Here is a 23,959-nt window from a genome sequence, read left to right as displayed (position 1 = left end):
ATAATCGATCCTCCTCTTATTATGCAAAACATTCGTTTTGCAGGTATTAGCACCGTTTCAAACATTTCGTTTGAAGGTTGCCGGGTTTCACAGGGCCTTTCCCTCCACCGCTCTCAATAAGAGTTTGTCTTTATTATTTTATTTATGTAGCTAAAAGGAAATGCGTTCCCCTTTTAACAATGTTTGTTAATTTTTTTATAAATTTAGCACGCACAAATACAAAAGTCAATGACACTTGCGGAAAAATAAAAATTATTTAAAATAAAGTTGCAATTCAATTATCTTTTGTTGTAAAGTTAAAAACATAATAAAATTTCATACGAACATTCTTATCTAGAGAGGTAGAGGGACTGGCCCTATGACGCCTCAGCAACCATTAACATTTGTTAATAAGGTGCTAATTCCAGCAAATTGTGAAAGATTTGACAGATGAGAAGAAGACTCTATTCAAACCGAAAGCCTTCTTCTTAGAAGGCTTTTTTTATTTTATATTCAACTAATGGTTCAATTTAAAAAGGAGGAATTTTCACATGTCAACTATCGAAACAAAATTAGCGCAAATCGGAAACCGGAGTGAAACTACAACAGGAACTGTTAATCCACCTGTTTATTTTTCAACTGCTTATCGTCACGAAGGAATTGGTAAATCTACTGGATTTGATTATTCACGAACTGGAAATCCAACGCGCGGCCTATTAGAACAGGCAATCGCAGACTTAGAATGCGGCGAACAAGGTTATGCCTGTAGTTCCGGGATGGCAGCCGTTCTTCTTGTCCTTTCCCTATTCCGCTCTGGAGACGAACTTATTGTTTCCGAAGATTTATACGGTGGCACTTATCGATTATTTTCTGAGCACGAAAAAAAGTGGAACGTTCGATGTAGATACGTAAATACACAATCTATTAAACAAATTGAGCAAGCCATCACAACGAAAACGAAGGCTATTTTCATAGAAACTCCAACTAATCCATTAATGCAAGTTACCGATATTGCCGCTGTTGCAACTGTAGCGAAAAGACACGGACTACTTCTTATTGTAGACAACACATTCTACACACCTTATATACAGCAGCCATTAACAGAAGGTGCCGATATCGTACTTCATAGTGCAACGAAATATTTAGGTGGTCATAACGATGTACTAAGCGGACTTGTCGTTGCAAAAGGAAAGGAACTTTGTGAGGAAATCGCTCATTATCATAATGCCTCTGGTGCCGTCTTAAGTCCATTTGACTCATGGCTATTAATTCGTGGTATGAAAACGTTAGCGCTTCGCATGAGACAACATGAAGAAAATGCAAAAGCAGTTGTTGCTTATTTAAATGATGAGGATGGGGTGACAGATGTATTTTATCCTGGAAGAGGCGGCATGATCTCATTTCGTCTGAAAGATGAAGCATGGATTAATCCATTCTTACAATCTTTATCCTTAATTACATTTGCCGAAAGTCTCGGTGGTGTTGAAAGTTTAATGACATATCCAGCAACGCAAACACACGCTGATATTCCTGAAGAAATTAGAACAGCAAACGGTGTATGTAATCGTCTTCTTCGATTTTCCGTTGGTATTGAAAATAATAACGATTTAATTCAAGACTTAAAGCAAGCCATTAAACTTGTAAAAGAAGGTGTAAGAATATGAGTTATTCTATAGATACACTCTTACTGCACAACCAATATAAACATGACTCGCAAACAGGAGCTGTTAACGTTCCCATCTATAACACATCAACATTTCACCAATTTGATGTAGATACGTTCGGGAAATATGACTATAGCAGGTCAGGCAATCCAACTCGTGAAGCTCTTGAAGACATCATTGCTTTATTGGAAGGCGGAACAAAAGGATTTGCCTTCGCATCAGGAATTGCAGCGATTTCTACTGCATTCCTCCTCCTTTCACAAGGTGATCACGTACTCATTTCAGAAGACGTATACGGAGGGACTTATCGAATGATAACTGAAGTTCTCTCCCGTTACGGTGTTTCACATACATTCGTTGATATGACCAATTTAGAAGAAATAAAGCAAAACATTAAACCAAATACAAAACTCTTTTATGTAGAAACACCTTCCAATCCACTTTTAAAAGTGACAGATATTCGTGCTGTTTCTAAACTTGCAAAATCTATTGGCGCCCTTACTTTTGTTGATAATACATTTTTGACACCACTATTCCAGAAACCACTTGACCTTGGCGCTGATGTCGTTCTTCATAGTGCCACAAAATTCATTGCCGGTCATAGTGATGTTACTGCCGGATTAGCAGTTGTAAAAGATGCCGATCTCGCTCAAAAACTTGGCTTTTTACAAAATTCATTCGGCGCTATTCTAGGCCCGCAAGATTGTTCTCTCGTACTTCGCGGTCTAAAAACATTGCATGTACGTCTTGAGCATTCAGCTGCTAATGCCAATAAAATTGCACACTATTTACAAGAGCACGCTAAAGTTCAAAATGTCTATTATCCAGGATTACAAACACATCTTGGATTTAACATTCAACAATCTCAAGCTACATCAGCAGGAGCTGTCCTATCTTTCACTTTACGATCAGAAGACGCACTTCGCCAATTTTTATCAAAAGTAAAATTACCTGTCTTTGCGGTTAGTTTAGGGGCTGTCGAATCGATCCTTTCCTACCCAGCTAAAATGTCACATGCAGCACTGTCGCAAGAAGCTCGTGATGAAAGAGGGATTTCAAATTCATTACTTCGGCTATCCGTCGGTCTTGAAAATGTTGACGATTTAATATCCGATTTTGAAAATGCCCTTTCTTATGTAGAAGAACCTGTAAATGCATAGAGAGCAGAGAAGATATGAAATTAAGTTATCATATCTTCTTTTTTACGCTGATAAGTATATTTTTCACCCTTCGTATAATTCATAAAAAAATGACAGATCACTATCTATTTTCAAGTAATGAATTAATTGATATATTAAGAAGTAAAAAAGGGGCAAAATAATGGATACATGTGCAGATGTTTTAATCGTTATCGATTTACAAAATGGAGTATGTTATAGTGAGGAGAATTTATTTAATTTACAAAATTTACTTACAAAAGTAAATAAAAGAATTTCTTCATATAGAAAATCAAATAAACCAATTCTTTTCGTTCAACATTGTGATGATGATTTAGTACCTGAAAAAGAACTTTGGGCTATTCATTCAGATTTAGATGTTCAAAAACAAGATTTTTTTGTAAGAAAAACACATGCCAATTCTTTTTATAACACAAACTTGAAAGAGATTTTAGATCAATTATCTGTACATCGTATTGAATTTTGTGGTGCTCAAACAGAGTACTGTATGGATACCACGATTAAATTTGCCCATGGACTAGGGTACGAAAACTTCATGGTCCAGAAAGCAACCTCTACGTTAAATAATCCATTTATGTCCGCAAAAGAGACAATTGATTTTTATGAAAATATATGGAACCACAGATTTTTAAAATTGATGAAAGATGAAATCCAGAATACATAACTAACGTCTTGGTAATTCTAAGATTTATCAGCTATATTCAAACATTTCATTTTCACCATGAAGAAGCTGACTACATTCAGCTTCTTTTCTTTTAACCTGTTTTATATTCTATATATAACATTATAATTCCTTTGTCATATTATTTTAAAAATTTTGTACATTCATTTGAAAGAATAAGAAAATCATGATAAAATTGTGTTACAAATATATCTATATCTTTCAATTTTTAAAACGCATCGAAATTTTCACCCAAAAATGTCATTTTACAAAACCGTGCTAAATTATCTACTTTATTTACATCAGGGTCTCTTTTCTTACAATTTCTTTACTTTAGGAATGTTTTTCTGCAACAACTGTTTTCTTTTCTTTAATTTTTTGGTATGTATAGTATGGTATAACAGCTCACACGGAGGTGGAAAAGAACATGTTAGAAACCTTTCAAAAAGAAATAGAACTATATGAAAGCAATGCAGAATTATTGAAAGTACTTGCTCATCCTGTTCGCTTATGTATTGTAAAAGGATTAATTGAACGTGGTCCAAGCAACGTTTCTACAATGTACACTGGCTTAAACATGCCACAATCTACAATTTCACAGCATTTAGCAAAGTTAAAAAGTGCTAAAATCGTTTCAAGTGAAAGAAAAGGATTGGAAATTTATTACAAAGTAGAAAACGAAACAATTATTCAACTCGTTCGCGTATTATTGGGTTAGGGACTCATAGACAGAGAAAAAGGACGTATTTTATATTTTTCATCTCATATCTTTAATATAAATATATATCATGAGAGGAAATATATGATGCTACATAAGTCGTATTAAAAAACAAGACACAGAACTATGCTGTGTCTTGTTTTTTTATATTTTTAAATACCGATCCAAGTGTAACTGTTGCATATGTTTCGTATGTATAACAACATCACATGCACTCCCTAATCCTCCGCTCAAAATCATAGAATGAACTGCACGATTTTGTTTTTGAATTTCAGAAAAAGGATCCCTATCTTGATGATTCGTAAGCAGCTCTAGTATTCCTGCCGCTAACAAAAACTCAGATTGTTTCTTATGCCATACCATATTCATACCTTGCAGGCTAAATATTTCTTTCAGTTCGTCCCAATGAATATGAGTAGTAAGATCCATTTCACCTGGATACGCTAAAGGATTACGAATTAACTTATGCTCGTAATATCCTCGTAAACTACCTTCTTGATGTGCAGGATGCATCCATTCTTCTTTTGTATATCCATAATCAACTGTAATACATACACCTCGTTGAAACCATTTCACAATTTCTTTTATATATTCTTCCATCGCAATCGGCACTTCAAAACGCTGACCTTCAGCAAGATGAATATTATATTTCAATAAGTATCGACCAATTCCTTTATGTAACGGCCTACATACTTCTGCAAGTTTCCCTTCCTCTGTGTACGTAACACGTACTTCATACAATATTCCATTTCTCTTCTCAATTACTTCAACAGGAAATGCATCAAATAACTCATTCGAAAAAAGAATCCCCTCGAACGATGCTCCCATTTCACTATGCGACGTATAATATGACACATTAGAAAACGAACAAAGAGTTTTTCGCTGCAATTTTCTATGAAAAGGGCTCATTTCAATTATCGAATAGTTTAAATCAATAAAGGTTTCCGGTGATAATTGCTTCCATTCTTGTAAAACATCATAGGCAAACCTTCCTGTCCCCCCACCAATCTCACAAATATGTGGAACAACTTCACCATTTTCAACAAGACGAATAAAAAACTTAGCAAAGGTTTTTGCAAACACAGAGGATACGTTGCTACTTGTAAAAAAATCCCCTTGTCTTCCTATTTTTTCACGTTCTTTCATATAATATCCATGTTCCTCTGCGTATAATGCGAGGTTCATATATGTACTGTATGAAATTGAATAATCCTTTTCTTTTTCCATCCATTCTTTTAAAATGAGCTCCATCTCCATACTAGCTCCTTACTGTAAAAATGGATTATTTTCTTTTTCAAAACCAATGCTTGTTTCTGGACCATGTCCACATAACACCGCTGTTTCATCAGGTAATACAAATAATTTCTCTTCAATACTTCCAATCAATTCTGCAAAACTTCCACCAGGTAAATCTGTTCTTCCAATACTCATTTGGAACAATACATCTCCAGAAAATACAGCATTCGCCTCTTTACAGTAATAAGAAATACTACCTGGAGAATGTCCTGGTGTCTCAAAAATTTCAAAGTTAAATGAACCAATTGCTAATGCACCTTCTGCATCAATAATATGATCTGCTGGTTTTGCTGTAATGCTGCGATTCATCATAAAGATTTGAGAACCATTTACAGTTGCATCGCCTAACCAATCTGCTTCTTCTTTATGTACGTACACAGGAATATGAAAAGCGTCTCTTACCGCATCAACAGCACCAATATGATCAAAGTGAGCATGTGTTAATAAAACAGCCAGTGGCTTTAATTGTTCTTCTTGTAAATATGTAACGAGCTTCTCTCCTTCGTGACCAGGATCAAAGATAATACACTCATTTTGCTCATTCGTTAAAATATAAGCATTTGTTTGTAATGGGCCTAACGGCATTTGTATCCATTTCATATGAAAATCTCCTCCAATTATTAAACTTACTTTCAATGATACAACATTTTTTTCTCTTAGGAAAAGAAAGGATGCTATCTCGACAATCATTTTTAAAACATGTACAATATAAAAGAGTAAATATTCCAAAAACTCATATTAAGGAATGGGTAGACAGAGGAGGATATTGTATGGGCCTTGTTATTATTTTTACGCTTGTCACTCTGTTAGCTGTATTTGCTACGCTTAGAACACTTCGCGAAAAGAATTTTCTCGCGGGCGGCTTTGCAATTGCAACTGTACTCGTTTTCGGATGGTTTACAATCATGACTGTTCTATATAACGGGTACCCACCAGCAGCTTAATTCATTTACATGCTCGTCTTCATCAAGATTTCGCACAAAAAGAGGAAGGGTTCCCCCTTCCTCTTTTCATACCTCACAACTTATATCATCTTCGCTTCGTATTTGTGCTTTTTTACAAGCCAAGCTCCTCCGATAACACCTGCATCATTACCAAGTGTTGCAATAGCTAACTTCGTGCTCTTTACAGCACGTGAGAAAGCATATTGCTCAAAATAGCGTTGAATTGGTTCTAATAGTGCATCTCCAGCTTTAGAAACGCCTCCGCCAATAACGATTTTCTCTGGGTTCAACGTGCTAGAAAGATTCGCTACAGCTAATCCTAAATAAGAAGCTACCTTTTCTACTACTTCGCCTGCTAGTTCATCACCTTGTCCATGTGCTTCAAATACGTCTTTTGATGTGATACGTCCTTCTTCTGCTAACATAGAACGTAGAATACTTTCTTTATCAGTCTCTTGTATTTTTTGCATAGCAACACGCACAATACCTGTTGCAGATGCTACAGTTTCTAGGCAACCAGACTTCCCGCAATTACATGGGAAAGCATTCTCTGTAACGACTGTAATGTGTCCGATTTCACCAGCAGCACCGCTTACGCCGTGTACAATCTCTCCATTGGCAATTACACCGCCGCCAACACCAGTGCCAAGCGTCATACAAATTAAATCTTTTGCTCCTTCACCAGCACCTTTCCACATTTCACCAAGCGCTGCTAAGTTCGCATCATTATCAATAACAACAGGTAATCCTGTTTCTACTTCTAATAAATCTTTTAACGGATAGTTCTTCCATCCTAAGTTAACCGCTTCATAAATCATTCCAGACGCCACGTGTACAGGGCCAGGAGCTCCCATACCAATACCGATTAACTTACTTTTTAATTCGCCTAACTCTTCTAACTTTTTATCAATAGCTTTCGCTACATCAAGTGTAATATGTTTTCCTTGCTCATTTGTATTCGTAGGGATTTCCCACTTATGTAAAATTTCACCGTATACATTAATAAATGCTAATTTAATCGTTGTACCACCAAGGTCAACACCAACTAACCATTTCTCTTCCATGTTGCTTACCTACCTTTATCTAATTCTTATTTAGCTCTTTTTGAATTTCTTGCTTCAATAAAAATAAAGCTGTTTGATAGTCTTGTGGATCGATTAGCTGTGATTGATTTAATTCACGCAATTCATCTTGCATTAATTGTAAATCTGCAATTCGATCTCCCGTATAAATAATCGTACCAAATTTCTTTAGCAATTGCTGAATATCATATATAGATACCATTTCATCACCCTCTATGCTCACTTACTATAAAAAATTATAATAAGAAAACGTTCACATATTTTATTATAATCAAGAAGAAAAAGTCTCGTCAATTTTTATTTGTCTATACAAGCCCATTTTTAACCATTGTTCCTTTTTCTGTAATAATTTTTTCTACATTTTTATCAAACGGCTCTATTGGAATATGGTCTACCATTTGAAAACTATAAGCTAATGATAGCGTTTTCCCTTTATAATGCATGAGATAACGATCATAATAGCCACCACCATATCCAATCCTTTCTCCTCGCTCTGTATAAGCTACGCCTGGCACGATTTGAAGGTCAATTTCATCTGCATTCACTTCTTCCGTAAGCGCTGGAATTGGCTCACGTAAATTCATATACACTGTTTCTAACTGATCAAAATTGCTAATTTTCCTAAAGGACATTGTTCTTGCTTCTTTATTACACTTCGGAACAACAACTTTCTTTCCTTCTTCCCAAGCTTTTTCGATAATAGGATATGTATTCACTTCATTTTCCATTGAGAGAGTGATTCCAATTGTTTTAGCTTCAGCCCACTCTTTTTGCTCATACAAAGAAAATGCTATTTGCTCTGATAAAGTTGTATATCGTTCTTTTGATAAAGAATTCATGTGCTCTATTATTTGTTTACGTAAACGTAGTTTCTCTTCTCTCACACATTTCCCCCCTCACAGTGATACTTTGCTCTACGATGATAGTGTATCACTTTTAAGAGAGGAATCGAATAAAAAAAGAAACAGTAGGAAAATATTCCTACTGCTTACTTTGTTTCACGGTGTAACGTAGACTTCTTGTCACGCTTGCAATACTTTTTAAGCTCGATACGCTCAGCGTTGTTACGTTTGTTTTTCTTTGAGATATAGTTACGATCTCCGCATTCTGTACATGCTAGAGTAATATTCACACGCATTCTTATTTCCCTCCAGTACTAATAACTTAAATCAGACTATACTATAATACCACTTTTAAAATAAAAATTCTACACCTTTTGATATTGTCTAATTTTTTCTATAAGATTTTTCATGTTTTCCCTTGCTATTACTGGGTTTCTAGCATGTGAATACACTAAAAATTTCGGTTGTTTTGTGTCAGAAACGATATAAGACCACTCTTTCTCGGTATATTTGAACTGTACTCCTTCAAATATGCCTTCTTCCTTCCTTTCGATATCAGCCAATAATTTCCTCATCACTTTCCCTTTTTCATTCCACGAACATACAACTTCATCACAAAGTAAATAAAGCGGCGGCGATTGCTCTACTATGCTGAGAAAGGTTTTTCCCTGCAATGCTATTAACTCAAATAATTTTCCAATTCGATATAAAATATCTCGCTTCCATCTCGCTTGAAACGATTTTTTTTCATCCTGCGTATAAAACAAAAGGTAACATTCTCCTAATTTCAAAGACATTGGGTAAATATTTCCTGCCGATTCCAGTAATAAATCTGGTATATCTACCTCTTCAAAATTTGTTCCTTGGTAAATATTACTATGATTATCATATAACTCGAAATAATTTCCTTGCTCTGAAAACATAAGCGCCATATTTGCTTTACTTGATTTCATCAAAGCTTTCACATGATCCTTTTGTTCGCCTGCATAAATCCACGTAACTGTGCATCCGAGCCTTTGCAAAAAGAGCATAAGCAAATGTTGTAACATATCATTTCTCTTATTAATAAGAAGATGGAACTTCTGTTTTTGTATTTTCTCAATATCAATACACTCTAATACAGCCTCTATATAATTATGTAAAGAAACGTGTACTAGTTTATTCCGCCCCATTTCCTTCTCACATACGTAATAAAACGACTCAGACATATACACTTGTTCTATCGCTTTTTGCTGCTTATACGTTAACTGTGCCCCATCCTTACCATACAACTTTATAACAATCTCTTTTTCTTTTTCCGCTTGAATGAAAACCCCGCCCGCACATTGCAAATCTTGAATGCTGTACTGAAAAAGTGATTCATTCATTTCTTTGCATTCCATCGTATGAATCCCAATACCATGAATTGCATGAAGAAAAAGATTTTTATAAGAAGTCGTTTCTATATGTTCTTGACTCCCGATTAATATACTTTCCCCTTTTGTGAAAAGAGATCCGTACGCCATCGCAACCTTTACAATAAATTGAGGCGTAATCTCCACATTACCTCTTCCTACAATGCGGCTTTTTTGCAACCATCCTGCACTCTTCTCACTTTCTTGAACACCAGCCGATCCTACTACCGAATGACTATCAATCGCCTTATATGGCCATAGTTTTCCCTTTTGCTTAATTACCGTACTTTTCCCTATATGACAATGGTCCGCTACAATGCTTTTTTGAAACAATGTAACGTCGTCTTCCACCATTGTATGTTCTCCTATTGTCGTTTCTAGTAACTCACAATATTTCCCAATGTGCGCATTCGCAAAAACAATACTTTTTTGAAGGTGAGAATAACTTGATACAACACTATTTTTCCCGATAATAGAGTACGGCTCAATTACAGATCCAGCCCCAATTCTTGCTCCCTCTCCAATAAAAGAAGGGCCGTGAATTTTCGTTCCTTTTCCAATCGTTACCCCTTCTCCCATCCATACCATCGGCAATACTTCGGTATAAGGAATAGGTACTTGCAATTTTTTCGTTAACAAATCAAATTGGGCTTGTCGATATTGATCAAATGTACCGATATCTAACCAGTAACCTTCTGACAAATATGCAAATAATACATTCTTATCTGCTAATAAGGGAAACACATCTTGACTGAAATCAAAAAATTCTCGGGGTGGTATGTATGAAAAAATTTCTGGCTCCATAATATATATACCTGTATTCACAATATTAGAGACCACTTCATTCCAACTCGGTTTTTCAATATATCGTGTAACCTCTTGTTCTTTGTTCATTACAACTAAACCGAATGAGAGTGGATTTTCTACTTCCTTTACAAACATAGTTACCATTCTTTTCTTTTGTTCATGAAACGTAATTCCTTCTGATAATTGAAAATCAGTTAACGCATCCCCACTTATGACAACAAACGTTTCATCCAAAAATTTTTCCGCTTGTTTAATACTCCCTGCAGTTCCAAGCGGTGGAGAGTCTTCAAAGTAGTACAAGTTAACGCCCCATTTGCTACCGTCACCAAAATATTGCTTAATAGCCGTACTCATATACTGAACAGTAATTGCAATCTCACGTATACCATGCTGACGCAATAACTCAATATTGTATTCTAAAACCGGCTTTTCTAATAATGGCAACATCGGCTTTGGAGTATTACATGTTAATGGTCTAAGGCGTCGTCCTTTTCCTCCAGCTAAAATAACCCCCTTCATATACTTCAGCCTCCACTTATATAATGTTCAGTAACTTCATATACGATATGTATATTATCTACCCAGCATTAACTAGCAGTATAAAATAAAGTGAAACTTTAATCAGTGGGGGTTTTCTTCATCCCCTACTGATTATTAGCCTTGACCAATCGGGCCGACAGGCAGTAAAGTTCCCCTTATATACATTCACCTTTCAACAACTGAAGAAAGCGCTTACTAATAACTTTGTAAAATATTACTTAATAAGCGAATAACATATACGCCCTATTTTTTCCATTATATTATGATACATCTTATCATCATAAACTAAAGGAAACAACGAGCTTTTTTTGTCATGTTTTGACTAAAAAAAGCAGGTGATGTTTCACCTGCTTTTTTCTTTATTCATTTAATAAGTAATGCTTTCCTTTAACTAAATAAAAAACATTTTCAGCAATATTTGTAATATGGTCTGCTACACGTTCAATATATCTCGCTACAAAGGATAATTGTGTAATTTGTGTAATTGCTTCTGGTTGTTCTGGAACTGAAGATATAAATTCACGAATCGCTTTCCCATATATTTCATCAACAGAATCATCCATTTCGGCAATTTGCTTCGCAAAAGTTAAATTTTCTTGCTCATATGCATCTAGCGCTAACTGTAACATCTTATTTGCAATCGCAAACATCTCATCTAGATTGTGCAAACTAACAGACACGTCTTTTTCCCCGAGACGAATGGTTGATTTCGCAATATTAACAGCATGATCTGCAATACGTTCTAAATCTGTCGCTGTTTTAATTGAAATGAAAATCCTTCTTAAATCACTTGCTACAGGTTGCTGCTTCGTAATGAGCATAAGCGCAAGATCATTTATTTCCTCTTCTAAATTATCCATACGATAATCACCATCTATTACCTCTAACGCTTTCTCTACATCCTTTTTATGAAGGCCTTCCATAGCAAGCAATAAAGCTTCTCTCGCTAGTTCACCAAGCTCAATCACCTTTTGCTGTAACGTTTTTAAATCACATTGAAATTGTTCTCGTACCATTGTTTCTTCCCCCTCAATATTATGTGCCACTATATATAACTCTCCTACCTAGCCTACTTATAATAAGCCTTAAGATAGGAGAAGTATTACTTCTCTAATTTAAATGAGGTAAAAATAAGAAATACCCTCTGTTAAGAGGGTATTTGCTCTTAGCCTTGCTAGCGACATCAACCAAATCGGCCTGTAATATAATCTTCTGTACGCTTATCTGAAGGTGTCGTAAATAATTTATTTGTATCTGTATACTCCACAACTTCTCCACTTAAGAAGAAAGCAGTTTTATCTGAAATACGCGCAGCTTGTTGCATGTTATGCGTTACGATAACGATACTAAAATCTTTCTTTAACTCTTGAATTAATTCTTCTACTTTTAATGTTGAAATTGGATCTAGTGCTGATGTTGGCTCATCCATTAAAATAACGTCTGGTTCAATCGCTAAACAACGTGCGATACATAGGCGCTGTTGCTGTCCACCAGATAAACCGTATGCATTATCATGCAAACGATCTTTTAACTCATCCCAAATCGCTGCTCCACGTAAACTTTTTTCAACAATTTCATCTAACGTTTTCTTGTCGCTAATACCATGAATTTTCGGGCCGTATGCTACATTTTCATAAATAGATTTTGGAAATGGATTTGGTTTTTGGAACACCATTCCTACATGTGTTCGTAATTCTTCAACTGGGTATGATTTATCAAATATATTGCGCTCTCTATATTCAATTACGCCTGTAGTTCGCACGATTGGTACTAACTCTACCATACGATTTAATGTTTTTAAGTACGTTGATTTACCACAACCACTTGGCCCGATAATTGCTGTAACTTCATTCTCATGAATACTTAAATTAATATCTTTTAAAGCATGGTCTTCTCCATACCATAAATTTAAGTTTTTCGTATCAAATACTACTTTCTTTGGCGCAGTCTCGATTTTCTCCTCGTTTTTCACCTGTACATTTACTACTGTTGCTACCATTTGAATTCCCCTTTCATCCATTTCCAACTTATTTTCGATTTCGTAACCATAGGACAACTATATTGATCAAGAGCAACAAACCTAACAAAACAATCATCCCAGCAGCTGCTACATGCTGAAATTCTTCCTGTGGTCTACTCATCCAATTAAAAATTTGAATTGGTAAAACTGTAAATCTATCAAACATACTAAACGGAACATAATTTGCAAATGCAAGTGCCCCGATAACTAATAACGGTGCCGCTTCTCCAATCGCTCTTGATATCGCTAACGTACAACCTGTTATAATTCCTGGGAACGCATATGGCAATACAACTTGATACATCGTTTGCCACTTCGTAGCACCTAACCCGTAAGAAGCTTCTAATAATGACCTCGGTACAGATCGTATCGCTTCTTGACTCGCTACAACAACTGTCGGTAAGACGAGTAAGCTCATCGTCAGTGCCGCTGCAATAATACTCTCACCTAAATGAAGAGCGTATACAAAAATGGTTAAGCCGAGTAATCCAAATACGACGGAAGGTACTCCTGCTAACGTTTGATTATTAATTTCTATTACCTTTTTAAATATAGATTCCTTCGCATATTGCTCTAAATAAAGAGCAGTTCCGACCCCAAATATAAAGGAGAGTGGTATAACAATACTCATAAATAATATTGTTCCTGACAAAGCTGCAGCAATCCCAGCTTCTTTCGGATTACGCGAAGCGAAGTTTGTAAAGAAATCTAACGAAAGGTAACTGACACCTTTTCCAAAAATTTGAAAAAGTAAAATAAGCAGGATTACTATTGAAAACAAAATTGCCAGATAAAATAACAATTTGTAAATTCGATCTTTTAAAAAACGTGATGCCATATTTTCTTGTATTTTTTTATGATTCAACATGCGCATATTATGTCACCCTCCTAAAGCGGCGCATAATAAACTGCGAAATGATGTTCATTATAAAAGTAAACAAGAATAACGTTGCGCCTACAGCGTACATGCTGTAATAAGTAAGTGTTCCATGCGGAGCATCACCTAAACTCACTTGCACAATATAAGCTGTTAATGTTTGAATAGAGTGTGTCGGATCGAGCGATACGTTCGGTGTGGATCCTGCTGCAATTACAACGATCATCGTTTCACCGATTGCTCTGGAAGCAGCCAATATAATCGCTGCCATAACCCCTGCGAAAGCTGAAGGAAACACGACTTGTTTTACCATCTCAAACCGAGTTGCTCCAAGTGCCAATGAAGCTTCTTTCGTTCCTTTTGCTACAGCTCTCATTGCATCTTCAGACAGAGATGCAATTGTAGGTATCATCATAAAGCCAATCACAATACCTGGGCTAATCGCATTAAAAAACTGTAAATCAGGTATAATCCGGTGTAAAAGCGGTGTAACAACTGTTAATGCAAAAAAGCCATATACAATTGTCGGGATACCTGCTAATAGTTCTAACATCGGCTTTAATACTTTTCTTACACTGTTTGAAGCATATTCGCTTAAAAATACGGCACACGCTAAACCGATAGGAATTGCTACGAACATGGCAATCGCTGTTACAAGGACCGTTCCACATATAAGTGGTAATATACCGAACTTAGGATCTTCAAAAAAAGGTAACCATTCTTTTCCCGTCAAAAAGGAGTGTAATGGTATTTTTTGAAAAAACATTATTGTTTCATTAGAAAGCGTAAAAATAATTCCAAGTGTCGTCGCAATAGACACGCTAGCAATTATTTTTAGTAATAATGGAACGATTCGATTGATTCGCTGCGTTTTTTTTCTATGTTTTGTATTTCTTTCAATCAAATGTTGTACAGAAAATGTAGTTTGACTTTTGTCATTATAAGCCAAAGATGAAAACCCCTTTCCACCCTGACATTACCTTTTTATTTCTGTTAACATCCGCAGCTGTTCATTGTATTTTTCTTTTGGTAATTTTACATATCCAACCTCTTCAGCAAGATTACCAACATGCTGAATCATAAACTCAATATAGTTTGCTACATTCATTTTATTTCGGATAGATGCATGATTCACATAAGCAAATAGTGACCTAGATAACGGCTTATACTCACCTGATTGAATCGTGTCTTTCGTCGGAAGTACACCATTCACTTTTATTGCTCTCACCTTATCTCGATTGGCCATATAATAAGCATATCCTACAAAAGCAATGGCATTTTTATCATTCATTACCCCTTGCATAATAACTTGATCATCTTCAGACAAAGAGACTTTTTTTACAATGCGACTTTTTTGTAAGATGACATTTTGAAAATAATCATACGTACCAGAGTCTACACCTGGCGCATAAAACTTTACCAGTTCACGTGGCCATGATGAATGAATTTGTGACCATCGCTTTTCACTTGCATCTTCACTCCATAATAGACGTAACTCGTCTACCGTCATATTGTCTACCCAATTATTTTGACGATTCACAACGATTGTAAGACCGTCATAAGCGACTTCAAACGGTGTAAACTGAATGGAGTTTTTCTTCATTTCATTTTCTTCCACTTGTTTCATTACTCTCGAAGCATTATTTATATCTACTTCTCCTTTACTGAAACGATTAAATCCTCCTCCTGTTCCAGAAACACTGATGGAAATTTTCACGTTCGGATGCACCTTTGTATATTCCTCCGCTACTGCTTCTATAATAGGAAAAACCGTTGAGGATCCATCAACTCTCACTTCTCCCATTTCATTCACAGCAAATGCAGTAGACGTGCCAACATAAAAGAAACATATCGACAGTATGAAAACTTTAATCGATGCTCTTATCCATTTCACGTGTTCTTCCTCCTAGAAGTAACCGGAAATAACAGGATTACAGATATAAGAATACTGCTAAACTATTAATTCGGTTTTAATTGTTTGTAAAAGTTTTGTAAAGTTCCACAAGAATCAACATTAGGTAAATTATTAATCCGTAGCCACTGTTCATCTTCACTGAGGATTGGTCCATAACTCCCATAGTGAATGCATACGTATTATTTGCGAGGTCCCTTAAAATTCCGATATAATCTGCTTGTCCACTTTATTAAAACGTATGCATGAACCATAAAAAAAAGCACACTATCTTTTCAGATAGTGTGCTTTTTTACAACTTTTTTATTCATCATCTTGCTTTTTATTTTTCTTATCTATTTCCTCTTGTGTAGCTTCGCCATTTTCTACCTTTTTCAAATCAAAGTACGCGTCCATAATGTCACGACTAATATAACCGTTAATACCTGATTTATCATCTACCCAAGGTACAACAACAGAAAATGCTACTTCAGGGTCTTCAAGTGGCGCATAACCTACTAACGTTAAGTTATATGTTTCTTTACGCTCACCGTTTGCTTTTCTACCAATCTCTTTATCTCCGCCATACACAGTTTGAGCTGTACCTGTTTTACCAGCAGCTTTATATGATGCGCCTGTAAAGTATTTCGCAGCTGTACCACCAGACTCATTAAATACTTGTCTAAATCCTTCCTGAACACGTTTAATTTGTGATTCAGGCATATCAATACGGTTTAGTACTTTTGGTTCCATTGAGTGAACGACTTTTCCAACTTCGCCTTGTTTCGCTTCCGGTTGACGAATTTCTTTTACAACTTGCGGCTGCATACGGTAACCACCATTTGCAATTGTTGAAACATACTGTGCTAATTGAAGTGGTGTGTACGTGTCATACTGCCCAATTGATAAATCTAATAAGAAACCTGGCTGATTTCCTCTACCTGTTTGACCCGCAGATTCATTTGGTAAATCGATACCTGTTTTTACACCAAGTCCAAACTGTCCGAAATAATAACGCATCGTATCAAATGCTTTTTGTGGTATATCTAACGTACCACCTCTTACATATTGAACACCTGCGATATTCATCGCTGTTTTAAACATATATACGTTAGAAGACATTTTTAATGCTGTTAAATCATTAATGTATCCCATCGTCTTCCAAGAAGATTTTTGTGGCGTTCCCTTTAATCTGATTGGTTCGTCAAGTTGAACTGAACCTGGTTGAATGGCACCTGTCTGATACCCAGTAAGTACTGTCGCACCTTTTACAGTTGATCCCATCGGATAAGAACTTGTCATCGTTCCTAATGCGAAATCTTGCACTTTCGTTTCGCCATTTTCTTCTACTAACTGTTTCCCTGCCATAGATAAAACTTCACCATTTTTTGGATTCATCATTACAACGAATGCACGATCTAAAAGAGGTTGTCCACCTTTATATCTCAATAAATTTTTCGTGATAATTTCTTCTACACGCTTTTGTAATTCCATATCAATTGTTAAATTCAGATTGTTACCACTTTGCCCTTTTGATACATTAATCGTTTCTAAAATATTACCGTTTTTATCCGTAATATTTCTCACTTCCGCTTTATTACCGTGCAAACTATCTTCATATTGCTGCTCAAGATAACTTTTCCCTACGCGGTCATTTCGATTATAATCACGAACAAGATAGTAATCTAGTCTTTCTCTCGGTAAACCTTCATCAGACGTTGACACGCCACCAAGTACACTTCGGAATAAATCATCATAAATATACTTTCGATCCCAATCAACATTCGTATCTACACCCGGTAATGTTGCTAGATTTTCACTAATAATGGCATATTCTTGTTCTGTAGCATCCTTTTTAATGACTTGTGGCGTCATCGCATATCCGCCGTCCATTTTGCTTTTAATCGCTAGCACTTCTAAATCTTTTGCGGATAATTGATTCACTTCTTCTTCCGTCACGCGATTTCGTTGACGCTCATCTAATTCTTTATCGTCAATTTTTTTATCTTTAAACTCTTGACGATCTTTTTTCGTAATTTTTTCTTGCGCTTCTTCTTTATGAATAGCAAGCCAATAATCTTTTTTATCGCGATCTGTTAATTTATCTGTCGGTACTTCAATCAAATCTGCTAATCTTTTCGCTGTTTCTAAGCGAGCCTCTGCAGTTGATCCTTTCATTTTTGTAAATGTAATCGTACGTACAGCTGCATTATCTACTACAGCTCGCCCATAACGGTCAAATATTTTCCCACGTGGTACAGGATTACTTATCGTCGAGTTTTCTTTCCTCTCCACTTCATTCTTATATTCCTCACCGCGAACAATTTGTACATAACCAAGCCTTACAATAACCGCGGAGAACATTAAAAACACGCAGAAAAACAGCACGTTTAACCGAAAAGGAACGTGAGTCTTTTTCTTTTGTTGTTTCTGCTTCTTGCCCATACAAACCCCCTCTACCAACAGCTATGTAATTTGAAAGGGACACCTTCATACAGGTGTCCTCACTGCTGTCTTACATCTTTTTCTATTCTAGCATAAAACAAACGATAAGTTAACCTTCTGGTTCTGTTTGATTCTGCGTGGTTCCTTGTGCTACAACACTTGTGTTCCCTACATTTCCTTCATCATATTTGACATTTTTAACTGCAAAATAAATAAGAAAATGTCCAGCACCTAAAATACATAGTAAGAAAGGTAAACTCTTTTCAGGCGGAAAGAATAATACAGCACATAAAAAACTTAAAACTGAACAAATTCTCCCAGCATTTAACCATAATTCTCGGACAACAACATACTCTACACGCCACTCTCTCGCATTTTTCGCTCTACCAATTACATCATATGTCATCGATCCATATGGAACGAGTAAAATAGGGTATGCAATCGCAATGCATGCTGCATAAATAAGTAATTTTGTGTATGTAACATTGAATATAACTAAAAATACGACAGCATATAAAATAATGCCTCCAAGTAAAATTGCTTTTTTTCGCCACTCTTTCTTTAACATACGAGCAACTAAATAGTAACATACAAATGATACAGCAGAATTTACTAAGCTATATTTCCCTAATGCAAGCTCACTATCGGTTGCTAAGTACACGTATACTGAAATAACAAAAATGAATGTTCCCTCTCTCAATCCTTGGAAAAAATGAGCACGTGTAATTCTCCCCCAATTTTTATCAATCCGTCGCTCTTTCAAAACTTGTGTAACCTCATAACGCCCTTCACATTCTCTCTTAGATACAAAAAAGCTTAAAACGACAGCAATTGCGAATAACAGTAACGAGAGGAAGAATATGACCGTATAACCACTCCACTTCTCCATACGTGAAATTGTGTATCCAGCCGCTATCGGTCCAATCATGCCAGAGAAGGATGTAAGAAGCCCAAGAAACCCGTTAAAGAAATCTCTTGTTTCTGGTTCTGTAATCTCAAATGTTAATAAGTTAAACGCGAGCCAGTAAAAACCATATCCGACTCCTAAAAGAGCCCCCATTAATAAAATATAGTGAGAAGCGCTTTTTCCCGCTACTAAAACAACGATAAAAAAAATTGCTAACGTGCCTACGCCTATTCGTAACAAGATCGAGCGATCAATACGCTTCGCTAATTTCCCACCTATAAGAAATGTGAGGGGCTGCAATACAACGCTGGCCAAATTATACAAGCCGAGATTCACATAATTTTGTGTTTGTTTCCATAAATAAATGTTAACAAACGTATTCGATAAAGAAATTGCGAGCGTGTATAAACCTCCAATAAGGAGTAATAACACTAAATCCCGATTCACTTCAACGTCACCAATTACATGTTTCCACTTCATACACAACTCTCCTTTACTTCATGTTCTAGTCTTCCAAAGACAAGCCCAATTATGTAAAAGGAAAGCATAGAAAAAAGCTAGGAGCATTCTCCTAGCTTTTTCTATCGTTATTACAATTATTTTGCTTCTTGGTAACGTTTTTCAGCAGCGTTCCAATCTACAACGTTCCAGAATGCACCGATGTAGTCTGGACGACGGTTTTGATAATTTAAGTAGTAAGCATGTTCCCAAACATCTAAACCGATAACTGGCGTTTTACCTTCAGTTAGAGGAGAATCTTGGTTTGGCGTGCTTGTTACTTCTAATTCACCATTATTTACTACTAACCAAGCCCAACCAGAACCGAAGCGAGTCGCGCCAGCTTTTGCGAATTCTTCTTTGAATGCATCGAAGCTACCGAATTTCGCTTCAATTGCAGTTGCAAGTTCGCCTACTGGTTGTCCACCGCCGTTTGGAGATAAGATCGTCCAGAAGAATGTGTGGTTAGCATGTCCGCCACCATTGTTACGTACTGCTGTACGGATTGCTTCTGGTACTTCGTTTAAGTTTGCAACTAATTCTTCTACGCTTTTGTCAGCTAATTCTGCATGACCTTCTAAAGCAGCGTTTAAGTTTGTGATGTACGTGTTATGGTGTTTTGTATGATGGATGTTCATTGTTTCTTTGTCAAAGTGAGGCTCTAAAGCATCATACGCATAAGGTAAATTTGGTAATTCGTGTTTTGCCATTGTTATATTCCTCCCAGTTTATGTATTGCCACTTAAGTGACATACAACTACATTCTACCCTAATTGCCATAGGGTGCAAACAAATAAATCACATTGTCTTGCTATCATTAAAGTAGCAAAATTCCCACTTCTTTTCAATTAAAATGCTCATATATTTCATAAAAAAAGCCCCCTTCTACAAGGAAGCTTCCTACTGACATAATAAACACGTGAAATGGATATGGACCCTGTAGGACTCGAACCTACGACCGGACGGTTATGAGCCGTCTGCTCTAACCAGCTGAGCTAAGGGTCCACAATTATGTATGTAACAATACATCAAATAAAGGAATTCCTATCGGATATATCCTTTAAGAAATGTAAGATAAATTTACCATATAGAAAAGAAAAGTGTCAATTGTATTTTTCTCATTTAAAAGAAGAAAATTAATAAAAAGAAATTTAGTTATCTCTACTATATGTAAATATAATATATCTTGAGATTCCCTAGATTCCTACGTTACAATGATTTTATACATACATAAAGGAAGTGAATCTATGTCCATATTTACCCAATTAGCCAAAAGCGTATATTCGCCTAAAGATATGGCGCTATTCCGTTTTCAAAAAATCGGAAAAACCATTTTGTATATTATGCTACTTTGTCTAATCACTACTATTCCAAGAACATTCTTTTACGGTAGCTTTATCCAAGATAGTGTTACTATGGTAAATCAAGCAATTGAAAAAGATTTACCTGATTTTAAAATCGAAAATGGTGAACTAAAAGCTGATATTGAACAACCTATTCAAAAAGAAGAGGGAGATGCTCTTTTCGTATTTGATCCAAATACAACAGATATCGAAAAGTATCAAAATAAAACTGGTTTATTTATTTTAAAAGATAAAGTAGTTTCTATAGGAAATGGCCAGACGCAAACATACTCCTACAATGATTTATTAGGGACATCTCTTGAGAAAAAAGATTTGCAAGATTTCATTTCTGTATTCGATAGTATTTATCCAATTTTACTAGCTGTTATCGGCGTGTTAGTATATCTATTCCAATTGTTCATTACTTTCTTAGGAATTACTTTACTCGCGTTTATCGGTTCTGCTATGAGTGGTCAACGTAAATTATCTTATAAGCAAGTATGGACGTTAACTGCCTACAGCTACACAATTCCAACAATCTTCTTTATGATTATGGATTTATTCAAAATCGTTGTACCTGGCTCAACATTCATTTATATCGCAGTTGTTTTAATTGTTCTATACTTAACAATTAAAGAAGTTCCAAAGCCGAACGAAAAAAATGCCTAAATAGGCATTTTTTTTTTGGACAAGCATATATTCCTAGCAAAGGAGTGAAGAATATGAAGAGATTAGGTATATTCTTATTCGTGCTTGTGCTTGGTTATATATTTTATTACGATATAAAAATCGGCACTTTACCGATGTTAAGTTCATATAAAAAGACAAATGCGGCCGAAACGATAAAACAAGAAAGTACAAATACAAAACAAAAGAAAGAAAACAAAGTGGAAAAAGAAACAGATGTCACTTATAAAACAATTGAAGTCAAAACAGGTGATACGGTTCTTTCCATTACAGAAGCGATCAATAAGAAGAAAATTCCTTCTATCGAAAAAGTAATTGATGATTTTAAACAATTAAATAAAAATACATCTGCTACAAAAATACAACTTGGAAAGTCTTATAAATTCCCGTTATATCAATAAGCAATCACTTAATCCTTGTCAATTACATAAAGGCGCTGATACAATAGTAAAAGTGAAACCGAGCACTTCGGTTTCTATAGCCCTGTATCACGTATACTATCATTGATATAAGGGACTAAATAAGAAACTTCTTTTATAAGGAGAGCGATCTATTCGTGAATGAAATGACTCATCGTACAAAAACACGTCCAGTTAAAGTCGGTAATTTAACAATTGGCGGTAATAATGAATTAATTATACAAAGTATGACAACAACAAAAACACATGATGTTGAAGCAACAGTTGCTGAAATTAAACGTTTAGAAGAAGCTGGCTGTCAAGTCGTGCGTGTTGCTGTTCCAGACGAACGCGCAGCAAATGCTATTGCTGATATTAAAAAACAAATCAACATTCCACTTGTTGCTGATATTCATTTTGATTATCGCCTTGCTTTAAAAGCAATTGAAGGCGGCATTGATAAAGTACGTATCAATCCAGGTAACATTGGTCGTCGCCATAAAGTAGAAGCTGTTGTAAATGCAGCAAAAGAACGTGGTATTCCAATCCGTATCGGTGTAAACGCAGGTTCATTAGAGCGTCACATTTTAGAAAAGTACGGATACCCAACTGCAGATGGTATGGTTGAGAGCGCCCTACATCACATTAAAATTTTAGAGGACTTAGATTTCCATGATATTATCGTATCTATGAAAGCCTCTGATGTTAACTTGGCAATTGAAGCATACGAAAAAGCTGCACGTGCTTTTGATTATCCACTACATTTAGGTATCACAGAATCTGGAACGTTATTTGCCGGAACTGTAAAAAGTGCCGCTGGTCTTGGAGCAATCTTAAGTAAAGGTATCGGAAATACACTACGTATTTCATTAAGTGCTGACCCAGTTGAAGAAGTAAAAGTTGCGCGTGAACTATTAAAGTCATTCGGCCTTGCATCTAATGCAGCAACACTTATTTCTTGTCCAACTTGCGGTCGTATTGAAATTGATTTAATTAGTATCGCTAACGAAGTGGAAGAATATATTTCTACACTACAAGTACCAATTAAAGTTGCAGTACTTGGCTGCGCTGTAAATGGTCCTGGTGAAGCTCGTGAAGCTGATATCGGTATTGCCGGCGCACGCGGAGAAGGACTATTATTCCGTAAAGGGCAAGTCGTTCGTAAAGTACCAGAAGAAATAATGGTAGAAGAACTGAAAAAAGAAATCGACGTAATTGCTGCTGAAATGGCTGCTGAACGAGAAAAAGAAAAAGAAACACAAGAACAATAAAAAGAAACACAAGAACAATAAAAAGAAGGTTGCCCACTATATTTGTGAGCAACCTTCTTTTCTACGTAAAAAAGCTCGTCAGTTATAGAACTGACGAGCTTTTACTTTGCACATTTTGGACAACGGCCGTATATTTCAAACTTATGACCAGTTACTTCATAACCGTTAAAATCTTTATTCATAAAATCCATCGGGCAAGAAGTAATCTCTTTCGTCCCTCCGCAATCTAAACAAATGAAATGATGATGATGTTCCATAATAGAACATGTAAAACGAAAATGTTTTTCACCGTTTAATTCCGTTTGTTCTAAAACACCGATTTCAGCAAACACCGTTAAGTTACGATAAATCGTGTCAAAACTAAGACCTGGATAATCATCCTTCATATGCTCTAAAACGTCCTTCGCCGTTAAATAACGATTGTGAGCTGCAAATAACCTGAGCATTTCTTCCCTTTTCCCAGTATGTTTGTATCCTTTATCTTTCATTAGGCGTAAAGCTTCTGTTAGATTCATAT

General features: G+C 35.8%; 24 protein-coding genes, 1 tRNA gene and 2 riboswitches. Of the genes, 8 read left to right on the top strand and 17 right to left on the bottom strand.

Annotated features, from left to right (window positions below; translation table 11 throughout):
* Window positions 1-13: 13 nt before the first annotated feature.
* Window positions 14-123, bottom strand: a riboswitch (SAM riboswitch).
* 203 nt (window positions 124-326) lie between these two features.
* A riboswitch (SAM riboswitch) is annotated at window positions 327-436 on the top strand.
* Window positions 437-530: 94 nt separating this feature from the next.
* The 4 genes from metI to ACTFRS_RS14175 all read left to right on the top strand — a co-directional run bounded on the left by metI (window position 531) and on the right by ACTFRS_RS14175 (window position 4,200).
* The gene (metI, locus tag ACTFRS_RS14190; RefSeq protein ID WP_139866660.1) at window positions 531-1,643 is read left to right on the top strand and encodes a cystathionine gamma-synthase/O-acetylhomoserine thiolyase; all 1,113 of its coding nucleotides are present in this window, start codon (window positions 531-533) and stop codon (window positions 1,641-1,643) included.
* Window positions 1,640-2,803: a cystathionine beta-lyase gene (gene metC, locus ACTFRS_RS14185; protein WP_139866658.1), complete on the top strand. Its 1,164-nt coding sequence runs from the start codon at window positions 1,640-1,642 to the stop codon at window positions 2,801-2,803. Before metI ends, metC begins: the two co-directional genes overlap by 4 nt.
* 160 nt (window positions 2,804-2,963) lie before the next feature.
* On the top strand, window positions 2,964-3,485 hold the full coding sequence (locus ACTFRS_RS14180) for a cysteine hydrolase family protein (protein WP_139866656.1): 522 nt from the start codon (window positions 2,964-2,966) through the stop codon (window positions 3,483-3,485).
* A gap of 424 nt (window positions 3,486-3,909) precedes the next feature.
* Complete coding sequence (locus ACTFRS_RS14175; protein ID WP_000894375.1) at window positions 3,910-4,200, top strand: ArsR/SmtB family transcription factor; 291 nt, start codon at window positions 3,910-3,912, stop codon at window positions 4,198-4,200.
* Between the two features lie 144 nt (window positions 4,201-4,344).
* Here ACTFRS_RS14175 and ACTFRS_RS14170 read toward each other — a convergent pair whose 3' ends face one another.
* The gene (locus ACTFRS_RS14170; RefSeq protein ID WP_139866654.1) at window positions 4,345-5,457 is read right to left on the bottom strand and encodes a class I SAM-dependent methyltransferase; all 1,113 of its coding nucleotides are present in this window, start codon (window positions 5,455-5,457) and stop codon (window positions 4,345-4,347) included.
* Window positions 5,458-5,466: 9 nt separating this feature from the next.
* Window positions 5,467-6,096, bottom strand: a complete 630-nt coding sequence (locus ACTFRS_RS14165) for an MBL fold metallo-hydrolase (protein ID WP_000871248.1) — start codon at window positions 6,094-6,096, stop codon at window positions 5,467-5,469.
* Between the two features lie 170 nt (window positions 6,097-6,266).
* On the opposite strand from ACTFRS_RS14165, the gene ACTFRS_RS14160 reads away from it, so the two are divergent.
* On the top strand, window positions 6,267-6,440 hold the full coding sequence (locus ACTFRS_RS14160) for a DUF2759 domain-containing protein (RefSeq protein ID WP_000524853.1): 174 nt from the start codon (window positions 6,267-6,269) through the stop codon (window positions 6,438-6,440).
* Window positions 6,441-6,520: 80 nt separating this feature from the next.
* Here the strand turns inward: ACTFRS_RS14160 and glcK are convergent, their stop codons facing one another.
* From glcK to ACTFRS_RS14090, 14 genes are all read right to left on the bottom strand, one after another.
* Window positions 6,521-7,504 (bottom strand): glucokinase, encoded by a 984-nt coding sequence (gene glcK, locus ACTFRS_RS14155; RefSeq protein WP_000391706.1) that lies wholly within the window; start codon window positions 7,502-7,504, stop codon window positions 6,521-6,523.
* 19 nt (window positions 7,505-7,523) lie between these two features.
* On the bottom strand, window positions 7,524-7,724 hold the full coding sequence (locus tag ACTFRS_RS14150; RefSeq protein ID WP_000253699.1) for a YqgQ family protein: 201 nt from the start codon (window positions 7,722-7,724) through the stop codon (window positions 7,524-7,526).
* 103 nt (window positions 7,725-7,827) lie between these two features.
* Complete coding sequence (locus ACTFRS_RS14145; RefSeq protein WP_001206422.1) at window positions 7,828-8,406, bottom strand: 5-formyltetrahydrofolate cyclo-ligase; 579 nt, start codon at window positions 8,404-8,406, stop codon at window positions 7,828-7,830.
* Window positions 8,407-8,510: 104 nt separating this feature from the next.
* On the bottom strand, window positions 8,511-8,660 hold the full coding sequence (gene rpmG, locus ACTFRS_RS14140; protein ID WP_001265616.1) for a 50S ribosomal protein L33: 150 nt from the start codon (window positions 8,658-8,660) through the stop codon (window positions 8,511-8,513).
* A 69-nt stretch (window positions 8,661-8,729) separates the two neighbouring features.
* Entirely contained in the window at window positions 8,730-11,084 is a 2,355-nt protein-coding gene (locus tag ACTFRS_RS14135; protein WP_139866652.1) for a sugar phosphate nucleotidyltransferase, read from the bottom strand.
* Window positions 11,085-11,464: 380 nt separating this feature from the next.
* The gene (gene phoU, locus ACTFRS_RS14130) at window positions 11,465-12,121 is read right to left on the bottom strand and encodes a phosphate signaling complex protein PhoU (RefSeq protein ID WP_000251231.1); all 657 of its coding nucleotides are present in this window, start codon (window positions 12,119-12,121) and stop codon (window positions 11,465-11,467) included.
* A 167-nt stretch (window positions 12,122-12,288) separates the two neighbouring features.
* Window positions 12,289-13,104: a phosphate ABC transporter ATP-binding protein gene (pstB, locus tag ACTFRS_RS14125; RefSeq protein WP_000226683.1), complete on the bottom strand. Its 816-nt coding sequence runs from the start codon at window positions 13,102-13,104 to the stop codon at window positions 12,289-12,291.
* A 28-nt stretch (window positions 13,105-13,132) separates the two neighbouring features.
* On the bottom strand, window positions 13,133-13,999 hold the full coding sequence (gene pstA / locus ACTFRS_RS14120; protein ID WP_440024809.1) for a phosphate ABC transporter permease PstA: 867 nt from the start codon (window positions 13,997-13,999) through the stop codon (window positions 13,133-13,135).
* A gap of 1 nt (window position 14,000) precedes the next feature.
* On the bottom strand, window positions 14,001-14,951 hold the full coding sequence (pstC, locus tag ACTFRS_RS14115) for a phosphate ABC transporter permease subunit PstC (protein WP_242294423.1): 951 nt from the start codon (window positions 14,949-14,951) through the stop codon (window positions 14,001-14,003).
* Window positions 14,952-14,978: 27 nt separating this feature from the next.
* Window positions 14,979-15,896, bottom strand: coding sequence for a phosphate ABC transporter substrate-binding protein PhoX (gene phoX, locus ACTFRS_RS14110; protein ID WP_139866645.1), 918 nt, complete (start codon window positions 15,894-15,896; stop codon window positions 14,979-14,981).
* A gap of 321 nt (window positions 15,897-16,217) precedes the next feature.
* Entirely contained in the window at window positions 16,218-18,338 is a 2,121-nt protein-coding gene (locus ACTFRS_RS14105) for a peptidoglycan D,D-transpeptidase FtsI family protein (protein ID WP_074601535.1), read from the bottom strand.
* 109 nt (window positions 18,339-18,447) lie between these two features.
* On the bottom strand, window positions 18,448-19,725 hold the full coding sequence (locus ACTFRS_RS14100; RefSeq protein WP_139866643.1) for an MFS transporter: 1,278 nt from the start codon (window positions 19,723-19,725) through the stop codon (window positions 18,448-18,450).
* Window positions 19,726-19,841: 116 nt separating this feature from the next.
* A complete protein-coding gene (gene sodA, locus ACTFRS_RS14095) occupies window positions 19,842-20,453 on the bottom strand; it encodes a superoxide dismutase [Mn] (RefSeq protein WP_001052031.1) in 612 nt (203 codons plus the stop codon).
* 221 nt (window positions 20,454-20,674) lie between these two features.
* Window positions 20,675-20,748 (bottom strand) — tRNA-Ile (locus tag ACTFRS_RS14090).
* Window positions 20,749-20,990: 242 nt separating this feature from the next.
* Between ACTFRS_RS14090 and ACTFRS_RS14085 the strand changes: the two genes are divergently transcribed.
* The 3 genes from ACTFRS_RS14085 (at window position 20,991) to ispG (ending at window position 23,442) form a co-directional block, all read left to right on the top strand.
* A complete protein-coding gene (locus ACTFRS_RS14085) occupies window positions 20,991-21,755 on the top strand; it encodes a DUF1189 domain-containing protein (RefSeq protein ID WP_000021903.1) in 765 nt (254 codons plus the stop codon).
* Between the two features lie 53 nt (window positions 21,756-21,808).
* A complete protein-coding gene (locus ACTFRS_RS14080) occupies window positions 21,809-22,174 on the top strand; it encodes a hypothetical protein (protein ID WP_139866641.1) in 366 nt (121 codons plus the stop codon).
* 164 nt (window positions 22,175-22,338) lie between these two features.
* The gene (gene ispG, locus ACTFRS_RS14075; RefSeq protein WP_011040674.1) at window positions 22,339-23,442 is read left to right on the top strand and encodes a flavodoxin-dependent (E)-4-hydroxy-3-methylbut-2-enyl-diphosphate synthase; all 1,104 of its coding nucleotides are present in this window, start codon (window positions 22,339-22,341) and stop codon (window positions 23,440-23,442) included.
* 101 nt (window positions 23,443-23,543) lie between these two features.
* Here the strand turns inward: ispG and ACTFRS_RS14070 are convergent, their stop codons facing one another.
* Window positions 23,544-23,957 (bottom strand): Fur family transcriptional regulator, encoded by a 414-nt coding sequence (locus tag ACTFRS_RS14070; RefSeq protein ID WP_001054512.1) that lies wholly within the window; start codon window positions 23,955-23,957, stop codon window positions 23,544-23,546.
* Window positions 23,958-23,959: the final 2 nt, after the last annotated feature.

Origin of the sequence: Bacillus cereus group sp. MYBK139-1 (assembly GCF_051916915.1) — a bacterium.
Classification (GTDB): Bacteria; Bacillota; Bacilli; order Bacillales; family Bacillaceae_G; genus Bacillus_A; species Bacillus_A pacificus.
This window is presented reverse-complemented; position numbering and strand designations above follow the sequence as displayed.

Excerpts from the sequence above, each read along its gene's own strand:
- ACTFRS_RS14165 (WP_000871248.1), bottom strand. The coding sequence starts at position 6,096 with ATGAAATGGATACAAATGCCGTTAGGCCCATTACAAACAAATGCTTAT.
- pstA (WP_440024809.1), bottom strand. The coding sequence starts at position 13,999 with ATGCGCATGTTGAATCATAAAAAAATACAAGAAAATATGGCATCACGT.
- rpmG (WP_001265616.1), bottom strand. The coding sequence starts at position 8,660 with ATGCGTGTGAATATTACTCTAGCATGTACAGAATGCGGAGATCGTAAC.
- ACTFRS_RS14100 (WP_139866643.1), bottom strand. The coding sequence starts at position 19,725 with ATGAAGTGGAAACATGTAATTGGTGACGTTGAAGTGAATCGGGATTTA.
- metC (WP_139866658.1), top strand. The coding sequence starts at position 1,640 with ATGAGTTATTCTATAGATACACTCTTACTGCACAACCAATATAAACAT.
- sodA (WP_001052031.1), bottom strand. The coding sequence starts at position 20,453 with ATGGCAAAACACGAATTACCAAATTTACCTTATGCGTATGATGCTTTA.
- phoU (WP_000251231.1), bottom strand. The coding sequence starts at position 12,121 with ATGGTACGAGAACAATTTCAATGTGATTTAAAAACGTTACAGCAAAAG.
- ispG (WP_011040674.1), top strand. The coding sequence starts at position 22,339 with ATGACTCATCGTACAAAAACACGTCCAGTTAAAGTCGGTAATTTAACA.
- ACTFRS_RS14080 (WP_139866641.1), top strand. The coding sequence starts at position 21,809 with ATGAAGAGATTAGGTATATTCTTATTCGTGCTTGTGCTTGGTTATATA.
- ACTFRS_RS14175 (WP_000894375.1), top strand. The coding sequence starts at position 3,910 with ATGTTAGAAACCTTTCAAAAAGAAATAGAACTATATGAAAGCAATGCA.
- ACTFRS_RS14180 (WP_139866656.1), top strand. The coding sequence starts at position 2,964 with ATGGATACATGTGCAGATGTTTTAATCGTTATCGATTTACAAAATGGA.
- pstB (WP_000226683.1), bottom strand. The coding sequence starts at position 13,104 with ATGGTAGCAACAGTAGTAAATGTACAGGTGAAAAACGAGGAGAAAATC.
- glcK (WP_000391706.1), bottom strand. The coding sequence starts at position 7,504 with ATGGAAGAGAAATGGTTAGTTGGTGTTGACCTTGGTGGTACAACGATT.
- ACTFRS_RS14160 (WP_000524853.1), top strand. The coding sequence starts at position 6,267 with ATGGGCCTTGTTATTATTTTTACGCTTGTCACTCTGTTAGCTGTATTT.
- ACTFRS_RS14170 (WP_139866654.1), bottom strand. The coding sequence starts at position 5,457 with ATGGAGATGGAGCTCATTTTAAAAGAATGGATGGAAAAAGAAAAGGAT.
- ACTFRS_RS14105 (WP_074601535.1), bottom strand. The coding sequence starts at position 18,338 with ATGGGCAAGAAGCAGAAACAACAAAAGAAAAAGACTCACGTTCCTTTT.
- ACTFRS_RS14070 (WP_001054512.1), bottom strand. The coding sequence starts at position 23,957 with ATGAATCTAACAGAAGCTTTACGCCTAATGAAAGATAAAGGATACAAA.
- metI (WP_139866660.1), top strand. The coding sequence starts at position 531 with ATGTCAACTATCGAAACAAAATTAGCGCAAATCGGAAACCGGAGTGAA.
- ACTFRS_RS14085 (WP_000021903.1), top strand. The coding sequence starts at position 20,991 with ATGTCCATATTTACCCAATTAGCCAAAAGCGTATATTCGCCTAAAGAT.
- ACTFRS_RS14150 (WP_000253699.1), bottom strand. The coding sequence starts at position 7,724 with ATGGTATCTATATATGATATTCAGCAATTGCTAAAGAAATTTGGTACG.
- ACTFRS_RS14135 (WP_139866652.1), bottom strand. The coding sequence starts at position 11,084 with ATGAAGGGGGTTATTTTAGCTGGAGGAAAAGGACGACGCCTTAGACCA.